This is a genomic window from Candidatus Poriferisodalis sp. (assembly GCF_965208895.1).
In the GTDB taxonomy this organism is placed as follows: domain Bacteria; phylum Actinomycetota; class Acidimicrobiia; order Acidimicrobiales; family Poriferisodalaceae; genus Poriferisodalis.
The window spans coordinates 3,738,397-3,749,401 of record NZ_OZ242363.1; the positions used below are offsets into that span (position 1 = coordinate 3,738,397).

Consider the following 11,005-nt stretch of genomic DNA (forward strand, 5'->3'; position numbering starts at 1 on the left):
TGCAACGAACGTCAAGCCAGCAACGAGTCACAGGCAACTATTCGGTGGGGCAGATACCCTTGAATTAGAAACATTAACCATCATGCTGGCGGCTGTCATCTAAAGCTCATCATCGCCTTTCCTGATAACCGGAATGAATGGCCGCTGTCGCATCCATTTTGACGCATGAACTCAATGTCACAGCGGCCTCTCAAATCCCTCGACTGTCGGAGGATCAAACACATGACCACAGACGAAAATCATTCGCCTAATTATCCCTTGTCCATAGCCTCGATTCCGGGTTTATTTCTTGATGGAGAACTGGTATGGATACCAGCGCACAAATCTATTGAATCCGCAGTAACACTGATGCAGATCCACAAGTACAGTCAGATACCGGTGTTCGATAGCGACAAACCGCTCATGTGTAAGCTGCAGGGTGTGATCACTTGGCAGAGCATCGCGGATGCCCGGCTTAGAAAGAAGAATGAGCCTGAGCTAGTTGAGGCGCTTGTCGACTTGCCAGTTGTTGAAAGAGATGATGAACTCTTTGCGGCAATTCCTAAGATAATGGAAGCTGAAGCGGTGTTACTATATGATCAAGGCCAAATTGACGGAATCGTGACCGTCTATGACCTCAGCAAGTTTCTCGCGAGTCGCTTAGAACCGTTCCTTATTTTCAATGAAATTGAAATCCATCTTCGGACGCTCGCTGGACAGCTTCGAGATGAAAGTGAATTGGACCTAGTCAGCGGAGCCATTGATTCTGTTAGCACCGTGAGCCATTGGGGCATAGGTCAGTGTATCCAGGCGCTAAAAAACGCAGAAAACTGGAGTAAAGTCGTGCCGCATCAAGACCGAGAGATTGTTGTCCAAGAACTCAAGATTATGTCCGCGGAGCGCAATGCCGTTATGCATGGACACAGGCTCGAAGTAGACGGCATAGGTCGGCATCGTCATCTACTCGATTACTTGAGAGATCTAGCCTGACCGCTTGACCCAGATTCCGCATTAGCCGGTTGGGTTGAGGTGTGGGAGGTTGACGCGCTCGCCAGAAGGGCATCCTGACAGTCCCAAACGGCGACGGGAATGGAACTCGGTTAGTGGGTCGTTGGCGGTGGGTCTGGCTTGGCCCAGTTGGTGGGGCTCGGCTCGTCGCTGGGTGGCGATGCCTGTCCACTCCGGTCCGAGCCCCAGCACTGGACCGTGCCCTCAAGGCGTATGCCGCACGAATGACCGCTGCCAGCAGCAACGGCCGTGAATTCGCCGTCCGGCGGCGACGCTTGCCCGTAGTCGTCACTACCCCAGCACCGGATTGCGCCGTCATCTCGCAGCGCGCAGGCATGTACGGACCCGAGCGCGATTGCGGCAAACGTGCCGTCCGGCGGCGACGCTTGCCCGTGGTCGTCACTACCCCAGCACTCGATGGTGCCGCCAGTGCGTAGCCCACACGAATTCTTATGTCCAAGCGAGACAGATGCGAACACGCCGTCCGGCGGCGATGCTTGCCCGTGAACGTTGTTGCCCCCACACTGGGGTGCGCCGTCAGTACCCAGCCCGCAGAAGTGACCAAATGGGCCCGCGGCGACTGCCGCGAACACCCCGCGCGACGACACTTGCCCGTGGTCGTTGCGGCCCCAGCACTCAATAGCACCGCTGACGCGCAGTCCACACGAATAAGTGAGACCAAGCGAGACAGATGCGAACTCGCCACCGGGCGCTTGCCAGTCTTCGTCGTCTCCCCAACACTGCAGCGTGCCGTCGGTGTGCAGCCCACACGACTGATTATGTCCAGTCGCGACCGCGGCAAACTGGCCGCCCGGCGGCGACGCCTGCCCGTAGTCGTCACTACCCCAGCACACGACGGCACCATCGGCGCGTAGCCCGCACGAGTGAGACGACCCGGCATCAATCGAAGTGAACTTGTCGCGACTGGCCGGCGACGCCGAGCCGCCGCGATTGTCGCCCCAGCACTCAATCTCACCACCAGGGCGCAGCCCGCACGAAAGCCCGGACCCGGCCGAGACGGAAACAAATTCTCCGCCGGGTGGAGATGCCTCTCCAGCCGCATTGTCTCCCCAACACTGGAGTGTGCCGTCATTGCGCAGTCCGCAGGCGTGATCACTACCCGCGTCGACTGCAGCGAACTCGCCGCTGGGCGGAGACGTCAATCCGAGTTCGTCGGAACCCCAGCACTCAATGGCGCCGCTGATGCGCAGCCCGCAGGTGTGATCACCTCCCGCGTCGACTGCAGCGAACTCGCCACTCGGTGGCGACGCCCGTCCATGCCAGTCATTGCCCCAGCACTCGACTTGACCGCCGACACGCAGCCCGCACGAGTGAAATCCTCCAGCCGTGACCGCGGCGAACAGGCCACCCGGCGGCGACGCTTGCCCGGCGGAGTTGTAGCCCCAACAGCGCGCTGTGCCGTTGACACGCAGCCCGCACGCGTGACGGACCCCGAGACCAAGTGATCCGAACCGGTCGCTGGGTGGCGACGTCAGCCTCGCCACGATCGGGTCACGGCCCCAGCATTCGACAGCTCCGTCGACGCGCAGCCCGCAGGTGGAACCGTTACCCGCTTCGACTGCAGCGAACTCGCCACCCGGCGGCGACGCTTGCCCGGCGGAGTTGTGCCCCCAACAGCGAATCGAGCCATCAAGACGCTGCCCGCACCAATGGCCTGCCCCCGCTGCAACCGAAACGAAGCCGCCACCCGACGAGGACCCATCGGCGAGCCGCGGTGCGTCGTCGGCACCTGCGGCTACGAAATCGGAGCTGCTACCGGAAGAGGACTCATCGGCAAGCCGCGGAGCCGCTGCATCCTCCGAGCAGGCTGCCAGCAAGCTCAGCGACAGCACCGCTACCGCAAATCGACGCCTCGATCGCATAGCAGGACTCACTCCGCAGGTCCAGACAGTTCCGCTTCCGAATAGCCGGTCGAAGATACCCCCGCCCAACGGAATTCTCCGGTGCGCGGCTCCCAGGTGAGCTTGCGGTCGGTGTGCTGGACTCGCCGCAGGAGCATCTGCTCGTCCGGGTTAGCAAATTGGCGGTGTGCTTGAACCTGATCTCGTTGACTTGCAGGCAGCAGAAGCAGCAGCTCGGCCGGCAAAGCCATTCGGCCCGACAGGCGTTCGATGGCTCGCTGTGCCATCTTGTCGAGGTCGCCACGGAGAGCTTCCGGTGCATGCACCTGATCCATCGAGCCACGACTTGACTTGACTAGGAGGTCCACCCAAGCGGCAAGATTGTCACCATCGATGTGCGACATCCAGATGTCGAGATCGGACGAGAAATCCCCGTAGGAGGCGGTGGCACCGTTCGCGATGTCCCTCAGCGGCAACAACAGACGTTGGCTCAGTCGCTCGCAGGGGCGACCTCGGCCAGATCGCCGGGTCCAGAGGCAGCAGCAGACCGCCTGCCACACCTCACACATGGTCCAAGGCTCCGTGAAGGGCGGCTTCAAGTCGGGGTCGAGCAGCGTGTATCTCCACCATTCGTGTCCCTTCGCCTTCCCAGCGCCATTGATATGGGTGATGAACCTCTCCGCCGTAGCGCACTCGTCGTGCTGCTGCAGGAACTCGAACAAGCTCCGGTGCTCGCGAAAGTGCAGTTCAATGTGCGCTGCGTCCTCCGGCGACAATGCGCAGTAGAGCCGACTCAGATTGTGGCCGTACTTCTTCACTTCACTAACCGTGGGTTGCGGATCGGTGGCCATCAATAGCATCTTGAGCGCCTGCTCCACGCCGCTGTACAGGGCAGTGACAAACGGCCACGCCTGCGCGACGACGTAGCCATCCCAGAGGTCAGGTTCCACCGGGTTTCTAGCCACGAGGTCGCGGGTGCTCCTGCAGGCCGTGTCCATCTTGAGCATCAGGTCGCCGTCGGGCAGCCGGTCGTTTTCATTCGGCACCACGGGCACCGTAGCCAACGATCCTTCGGATCCAGATCCGCAGGTCGCGGCCTGTGGCCCATCCCGCGCGCACCCACGCGTCCAATCTCGGGGTGACGTCAGCCCATCTGGCCTCGGCTTCTGGGAAGCGGTGCCGACCAGGAGGTTGACAGGCGCGAACGCGGGTCAGATGTCGATGCGGTAGAGCTCGGCGGCGTTGAGGGACATGATTCGCTCGACGTCGGCGGTGGGGATGCCTTCGAGGGCTCTGGCCAAGTCGTGGTCGTCGCGGGGGTACAGGCAGGTGGGGTGCGGGAAGTCGGTTTCGAACATCAGCGACTGCGCGCCGACGTAGTCCACGGTCGGCTTCACGGTGGACCGCTCGAACCAGAAGCAGCCGTAGAACTGCCGGCGGAAGTAGTCGGAGGGGAGCATCGAGAGGTCGGCCAATTCGTTGGGGGCCGTCTCGTGCATCTGGTGATCGAGCACTTCGAGGAAGAACGGCAGCCAGCCGACGCCGCTCTCGACAGAGACGAACTTTGCGTCCGGGAAGCGCTCGGGCACGCCGGAGTAAATCATGTTGCCCACGACTCGGGCGTTGCCCATAAACAGATTTGCCGAGCCCACCGCCAGCCGTCGTTCAGGCCCGAATGACGGCCACGGCGCCTTGCCGTAGTAGTCGAGATTGCCCTTCGACGAGCCGATGTGGAAGTTGACCGGCATCGCAAGGTCTGAGCAGACCTGCCAGACCGGGTCCCAGTGGGGCATCGCCATGTCGGGCAGCCCGGCTTCCTCGGGATTCGAGCACGTCACGATGCCGCGCAGGCCATTGGCGTGGCAGCGCTCGATCTCACGCACCGCAGCGTCGAGATTCCACCAGGGCAGCAGCGCCATGCCGAACACCCGCTGGTTCGTGGCCTCCTGAAACTCGGCGAGCGCGTCGTTGTAGATCTCGACGGAGATGAGCCGCAGCGCGTCGTCGGGCGACTTCAGGAAGTTCTGATTTCCGAAGCCGGCGACGTTGGGGTACATGATCTGCGCTTCGATGCCGAGCTCGTCGAGCATCTCGACCCGAGCCTGCGCGTCATAGCTGGCGCGGTGCACCATCTCGTTGTCGAAATCGAAGAACACCGTGCCGGTGACCTTCTGGCCGTCGGGATCGACGACCGAGGACGCAATGGGCAGCCCGATCGGGATCGAATCGTCGAACCACCAGCGGCGCTTGCCGTCGCGTTCGGTCATCCGAGGGACACGTTCGCGATACTTCGCAGGCGCTCGCGAGGTCCACAGGTCGTAAGGCTCGGACCAGTGGCTGTCGGTGTCGATGATCTTCAGATCGTCGAGGATCGTGCCGCTCATCGCTCGGTAAGTCCCCCTGTGGGTCGGTCAGCTCACCGGTGGGACGGTCACCGGGCGATCGCCGAACTCGGGCCGCTCGGTGCGGGTCTTCTTCAGCTCCCAGAAACCGTCGATGTCCATCATGGCGGTCATCCCGTCCCACAGCTTGAGGGCATCTTCGCCCTTGGGGGCTCGGGTGATCACCGGACCGAAGATGCCCACTCGCTCGCCGTCGCTGCGGTCCAGGGCGATGATCGGCGTGCCGACGTCAGTGCCGACGAGCTCCAAGCCCTCGTCCATGCGCGTGCGGATCTCGGCATCCCACTTCTCGTCCGTGGCTGCCTTGGCGTGTTCGGGATCGATGCCGAGTTCTTCGAGGGCCTTCGCAATGTCGAAATCGCGGTCGCCGTCGTGGTGAATGCGGCTCGCAAAATCCCAGTACACGCCGAACACGGCGTCGTCGCCCTCGGCGGCTCGGATCGACTCCATGACCCGCAGCTGACCGTGCGTGCCCACGACCGCGTCGTAGTACGGCTGTCTGTCGGCGGCTCGTTCTTGAACAGCAGGCTGATCGGCTGCCACTTGACCTTCAGGTTGCGCTCGGAAGCGACGTCATCGACGACCCACCTGGCCGTCACCCAGCACCAAGGTCAGATGGGGTCGACCCAGAACTCGATCTCGGTTTCTGTGCCCGTGTCTGTTGCCATGCGGGCAATCTATCTGTGTCATGCATGAGGAGGCTGAGCCGTCGAACGAAATCGTCGGCCGTGCGGCCCCGGCGTTGGTGTGCCGGGCGACCGCGGCGAGAAGGTGGCAGGGACTGTCGACTCTGTCCGGCAGCATCGTCGCGGGGTGACTGCTCCGTGCGCTGGCTACATGGAGGTGCCGTCGGGGTTCAGGTAGTCGCGGGTGATGTGGCCTTCGTCGCACAGCGCCTGCCACTGGGCGTCGTCGAGGTCCAGGACCTGCCGGAACACGTACTCGTTGGCGTCGCCCAGGATGCCGATCGGGCGCCACGGCATCTCGGGGCCGTCCCAGCGCCACTGGCGCCCGGGGAAGCTGTACCAGCCCTGCTCGACCGAGCCGTTCTGGCGGAACCAGCAGCGGTCGCCCATCTGGGGGTCGGTGCGCAGTTGCGACTCACGCATCACCGGCCCCGCGGGCACCCCAGCCCGCTGGCACCGGTGGAACACCTCGGCCGATGTGCGCTGTTCGGTCCAGGCGCTGATGCGCGAGTCGATCTCGTCATGGTGTGACATACGGCCGGCGAGCGTCGCGAAACGAGCGTCGTCGCCGAGCCCCGTTGCGCCATCGGCGCGATCGCTGTCAACCAGATCCGCGAGGGCACGCCAGTCGGCGTCGGTCTCGCAGGCGATCACCGCCCATTCGTCGTCCTGGTCGGGGCGGGCGGGGTCGATTGCACAGCGATAGCAGCCTTGGGGGGCGCGAGCCACCGAGCGATTGCCCAGCGGCTGGTGGCGCGTGCCGGTGGTCGCGGCATCGATGAAGTACTCCCCGATGTGCTGCATCACGTTCTCGGACTGCGAGAACTCGATGAGCTCGCCGACGCCGGTGCCGCCGGTGCCGTCGACGCCGTCGCGGCGGCGCAGGACCGCCAGCAGCGCAAATGCCGCGGTGGCCGCGCTCGCAGGGTCCATGTGAAACACCGACGTGAGGCTGGTGGGGTTGTCGTCGGCGTAGCCGCGCAAACCGGTCAGCCCGCACAATGCCTCGAAGTTGGCGCCGAAACCCACCCAGTCCGAATACGGGCCCTCGAGGCCCATGGGCGGCATTCGCAGCACGATGGTGCGCGGGTTGACGGCGTGCACGGTTTCCCAGTCGAGACCCAGCTTCGGCAGCACGCCCAGCGAGTTGTTCTCGACGATGACATCGGTTTGCCGCACGAGCCGGTGCAGCGTCGAGCGACCGAGTTCGGTCCGGGGATCGAGTGTGCAGCTCAGCTTCCCGCGGGCGTGGGCGCTGAACAGGTTCTGGCGGTTCCACGGGCGCCGCCCCGGATCGTGATCCGGATAGCCCGACAGCGGCCCCAGTTCGGGAGCGATCTCCCGTGACGGCCGGACCATGAGGCCCCGCGTCGCGGTCGGGAACACATAGGGGTTGTCCACCCGGATCACTTCGGCACCGAGATCGGAGAGATACATGGTGCAGGCCGGCCCGGCCCACACCACGGTCAGGTCCAGCACACGGATGCCCGCCAAGGGCAAGCCCGCGGGTGCTCGAGGTGCCGGTGCAGCGTCCAGTGCGACGCTGGGGGGCGACTGGCTCGTCGCCGGGCGGTCATTGCTCTCGGGGACAACTGGGGTGGTGTTCGGTGTAGTGCTCTCGGCGCCGTTGGCCTGACCTGCGCTGTCGGAGGCGACTGGGGCGAGACCAGCGCGCACCTGGGCATCGTGCTCGCCGAGCAGTGGGGCAGCGCGCGGGGCCGCTGGTACTTGTTCGGCAGCATCATTCGGAGCGTCGCGATGAATGCGGAACGGCGCATCGAGCTGGGTGACGGTGCCGGCGACGGGGTGTTCGATCGGAATGAAGAAGCCGCGGGCCTCAAAGTGAGGATCGTCGAGCAGGTCGATCGGCGCGTTCAGCGGGGTGACGCCCCATTTGTTGACCTGTGCTGCGGCGCCGACGCTGCTTTGGGTATGGCCGGCCAGCCACACATACAGGGCAGTCTCCACCATGTCGGGCAGTTCGGGATCGACCAGCCACGCCGGACTGGCAAACCGTTCAGCCAGCGAATCGCCGTCGCCTCGTTCGCCGCCGAGTCCTGCGTCGGTGAGCGTTTGCACCATCCGCGGGGCCCACGATGGCAAGGTGAACACCAGCGCCCATCCGTCCGCGGTGGGGTAGAAGCCAACGGGCGACGCACGTTGGGGCTGGCGCGGGTCCCGCCCGACATCAGTGCCGGTCCACGCCTCGTACAGCAGGTAGGACGCTCGCCGGTCGATGGTGCCGGCTTGCGCCTCGAATGCCGACACGTCGATGTGGCTCGGGCGGCCATGGCGCTGGCTCATCATGAGCGCGGCCAGCGTCGGCACCGCTGCCAGGTTGCCGACCTGGTAGGAGGTGACATCCCCGCTGAGCTTCACTGGCTCGCGTTCGTCGATGCCGGTGCCCCACATCGGGCCGCCCATCGCATAGGTGACGATGTCGCTGCCCCGGTAGCCGGCGTCGGCGTAGGGGCCGGCCTGGCCGAACGGTGTGATCGAGGTCAGCACGATGCCAGGCCGCAGCGTGCACATCACGTCGTAGCCGAGCCCGATCGAGTCGAGGTGACCCGCTGGGAAGGCCTCGACCACGATGTCGGACGCCGCGATCATCGCTCGAACGAGTTCGATGTCATCGGCGCTGGGTGAGGGCGCTCTGTTGTGAGGGGCAGGTGCGGGCCTGCCTATGTCGGCGATGACGCTGCGCTTGTTGGTGTTCAGGTGCAGGAAGAGTGGTGACTGTTCCAGGCTGTCGGCACCCTGCGGCGGCGTCGCACTGTCGCCCCACGGACCGTGGCGGCGGGCTGGGTCCCCGCCGGACGGTTCCACCTTGATGACGTCGGCACCATGGTCGGCGAAGAGCTTCCCGAGGTAAGGACCTGAGATGCCGGTCGCCAGCTCGAGCACTCGAACCCCGGCCAACAACTGGCTCACGGCTGCCTCCTCGGTGTCCTGCTTGCAATGGGGCGCCACGAGGGTAGGTGAGTCCTCTCGAGGAATCTCCTGCTGGCACCCACTCGTGTTCCCCATCTTGATGCGATTGGGCGCACGGGCCACGGCTTCGCCTGCCGGCTCGCCTCCGTGCCCGTCAGATCATGGCTGCCAAGATCGGGGCGAGACGCTCCAGCAGGTCGTCCACGTCGTCGCCGGCCTCAAGACCCAGCAGATTGGTCGTGAGCGCGATGCCCAGATCAAGAGCGGGGGCGTAGGCCGCAATGGTGCGAAAGCCCGGCACGCCGCCCCCGTGGGTGTAGATCGTCAGACCCATGACCGACTCGGTCGAGATGCCCAGTCCGGAGCTGTCGGCGGGATCGGGGTGACCCGTCGTCATGAGAGCGATCTGTTCTTGATCGAGAATGTCGGTTGAGAAGAGTCCGCGAATCAGCAGCGCCACATCGCCGATCTGCGCCTCGATGCCGCCGCCGGTCCACCCGGCGGAACGGGCGAAGTCGCTAGGGACGGTGCCGATATCCACGAAAATGGCGTCGTTGCGGGTTATCTGGTTGTCGCTGGTGAGACCCAGCAGCGGTCCCATCAGGTAGCCAATCGTCCCTCCGACGTATCCGTTGGCCGTCGGCTCGGGGGGGAACTCGTCGGGCGTCAGGTAGACGTGTTCGAGGCCGAGCGGCCCAAAGACACGAGACCGCAGTTCGGCGGCTGCGGTGTTGCCGGTGACCGCTTCGATGAGCAGGCCCGCTGCGACGTAGCCGGTCGTGTTGTAGTAGCGCTCAGTCCCCAGCTCCGCCACCGGTCCGTACCCCGCTGCGAATTCCAAGATCTCTTGCGGTGAGATCTGCTCGTCCAGCCGGGGCGCTGCGAGTCGGTAGAACTGCGCGTCGAACGCGTACTCGACAAAGCCCGAGGTATGCCCGAGCAGGTCACGCACCGTGACCGCCGCAGCGTGCTCGTAGCCCGGCGCCCAGTCTTCGCCCAAGTACTGCGCGACCGGAGCGTCGAGTTCGACTGCGCCTTCGGAGACGAGCTGCAGGACCACTGCAGCGGTGACCGGCTTGGTGACCGAGCCGATGCGGACATGATGATCGACGGTCATAGCCGCGCCGGTGGCGATATCGCTCAGTCCCCAGGCGAAGGTCATCGGCTCGGCACCACCGCGCGTGATGGCCATCACGACGCCCGGGGCGCCGGTGCGGTCCATCCAGTCGCCGATCTCGGCACTGAGCGGATCCAGCGATTCGTTGGCACCTTCGCCATCGGGCTCGGCCCGCGGCTCGTCGGTCGTCGGCGGCGCAGCGGTGGTGGCGGGCGGCGCAGCAGTGGCGGTTGTCGGGGTGGCGGTGGTGGCGGGCGCCGGCGCATCGGTCGTCGTGGGCAATCTGACGGTGGCGGCAGGTGCCGAAGCGGTGGCGGGGGACTCAGGCGTTGCCTCGTCGGTGCCGCTGCAGGCTGCCGCGAGCAGACCCATGCTCAGCAAGGCCGATGCGAGTCGCTTCATGGGGGGCAGCGTAAGGCCGTCAGGCAGCATCCTTTTGTGCCTTGCGTCGGACGGAATGGCCTCGCTTGCAGTCGGGGCAGCGTTACCGTGTCGGACACCAGACGTGATGCAGTCGGGACCTTGATGAGTGGGCTCACCAGACCGATAGGAGTGCGCTGGCTACTGTCGGCAGCACTTGTCTACTGGATTCTGATCTCGGTCTTCATGCTCGCCGTCCGTGGCGAGGAACTCGACTTGGAAGCGGTGTTTCCGCTCGTGGGAAATGACGGTGGGGGTGGGGTTACGACCTCGGATGCGCCGACGCCGCCCAATCCGCCACGCCCGGTAGTAGCCGCGTTTTGGGCTGTCGGAGTCATCATCGGGCTTCCTGCCGTACTGTCGGCCAAAGCCGCCGCTGTGGCTCTTCGGTTCAGCTCCGTGATCGTTGGAGTCTGTCTCCTGGTCACCATTCTGCGCCTCGGGATACTGCTTGTCCCTGTGCTCGCCATTCAGCTGCTGGCCCTCGACCGTCGAAACACAACCGATTCGCCGTAGAAGGGCACCGTTCGACTTGCGCGTGTCGAAGCGCGGCTGCTGTGACACCCCTTCGGCAAGCTCGGGATCATGTTCCGGCACCGA

Annotated in this window: 8 protein-coding genes; 1 reads left to right on the top strand and 7 read right to left on the bottom strand. The window is 64.6% G+C overall.

The genetic code is table 11. The features are described 5' to 3' along the window. Nucleotides 1–222: 222 nt before the first annotated feature. Entirely contained in the window at nt 223–969 is a 747-nt protein-coding gene (locus ACOGJB_RS16790) for a CBS domain-containing protein (RefSeq protein WP_419838229.1), read from the top strand. Nucleotides 970–1,079: 110 nt separating this feature from the next. On the opposite strand, the gene ACOGJB_RS16795 is transcribed toward ACOGJB_RS16790, so the two are convergent. From ACOGJB_RS16795 to ACOGJB_RS16825, 7 genes are all read right to left on the bottom strand, one after another. Beyond that, nucleotides 1,080–2,870, bottom strand: coding sequence for an RCC1 domain-containing protein (locus tag ACOGJB_RS16795; protein ID WP_419838230.1), 1,791 nt, complete (start codon nt 2,868–2,870; stop codon nt 1,080–1,082). 8 nt (nt 2,871–2,878) lie between these two features. After that, nucleotides 2,879–3,904: a hypothetical protein gene (locus ACOGJB_RS16800; RefSeq protein WP_419838231.1), complete on the bottom strand. Its 1,026-nt coding sequence runs from the start codon at nt 3,902–3,904 to the stop codon at nt 2,879–2,881. A 156-nt stretch (nt 3,905–4,060) separates the two neighbouring features. Beyond that, nucleotides 4,061–5,233 carry an amidohydrolase family protein gene (locus ACOGJB_RS16805; protein ID WP_419838232.1) on the bottom strand — a complete coding sequence of 391 codons (1,173 nt, stop codon included), beginning with the start codon at nt 5,231–5,233 and terminating at the stop codon, nt 4,061–4,063. A gap of 27 nt (nt 5,234–5,260) precedes the next feature. Then, nucleotides 5,261–5,794 carry a disulfide bond formation protein DsbA gene (locus tag ACOGJB_RS16810; RefSeq protein ID WP_419838233.1) on the bottom strand — a complete coding sequence of 178 codons (534 nt, stop codon included), beginning with the start codon at nt 5,792–5,794 and terminating at the stop codon, nt 5,261–5,263. 290 nt (nt 5,795–6,084) lie between these two features. Further along, nucleotides 6,085–8,868, bottom strand: a complete 2,784-nt coding sequence (locus ACOGJB_RS16815; RefSeq protein ID WP_419838234.1) for a CaiB/BaiF CoA transferase family protein — start codon at nt 8,866–8,868, stop codon at nt 6,085–6,087. 154 nt (nt 8,869–9,022) lie between these two features. Continuing rightward, nucleotides 9,023–10,387 (bottom strand): serine hydrolase domain-containing protein, encoded by a 1,365-nt coding sequence (locus tag ACOGJB_RS16820; protein WP_419838235.1) that lies wholly within the window; start codon nt 10,385–10,387, stop codon nt 9,023–9,025. A gap of 159 nt (nt 10,388–10,546) precedes the next feature. Continuing rightward, the gene (locus ACOGJB_RS16825; protein ID WP_419838236.1) at nt 10,547–11,002 is read right to left on the bottom strand and encodes a hypothetical protein; all 456 of its coding nucleotides are present in this window, start codon (nt 11,000–11,002) and stop codon (nt 10,547–10,549) included. Between the last annotated feature and the right edge of the window lie 3 nt (nt 11,003–11,005).

Bases quoted from the DNA above. Each gene is read 5' to 3' on its own strand.
- ACOGJB_RS16790 (WP_419838229.1), top strand. From the start codon at position 223: ATGACCACAGACGAAAATCATTCGCCTAATTATCCCTTGTCCATAGCC.
- ACOGJB_RS16795 (WP_419838230.1), bottom strand. From the start codon at position 2,870: ATGCGATCGAGGCGTCGATTTGCGGTAGCGGTGCTGTCGCTGAGCTTG.
- ACOGJB_RS16805 (WP_419838232.1), bottom strand. From the start codon at position 5,233: ATGAGCGGCACGATCCTCGACGATCTGAAGATCATCGACACCGACAGC.
- ACOGJB_RS16820 (WP_419838235.1), bottom strand. From the start codon at position 10,387: ATGAAGCGACTCGCATCGGCCTTGCTGAGCATGGGTCTGCTCGCGGCA.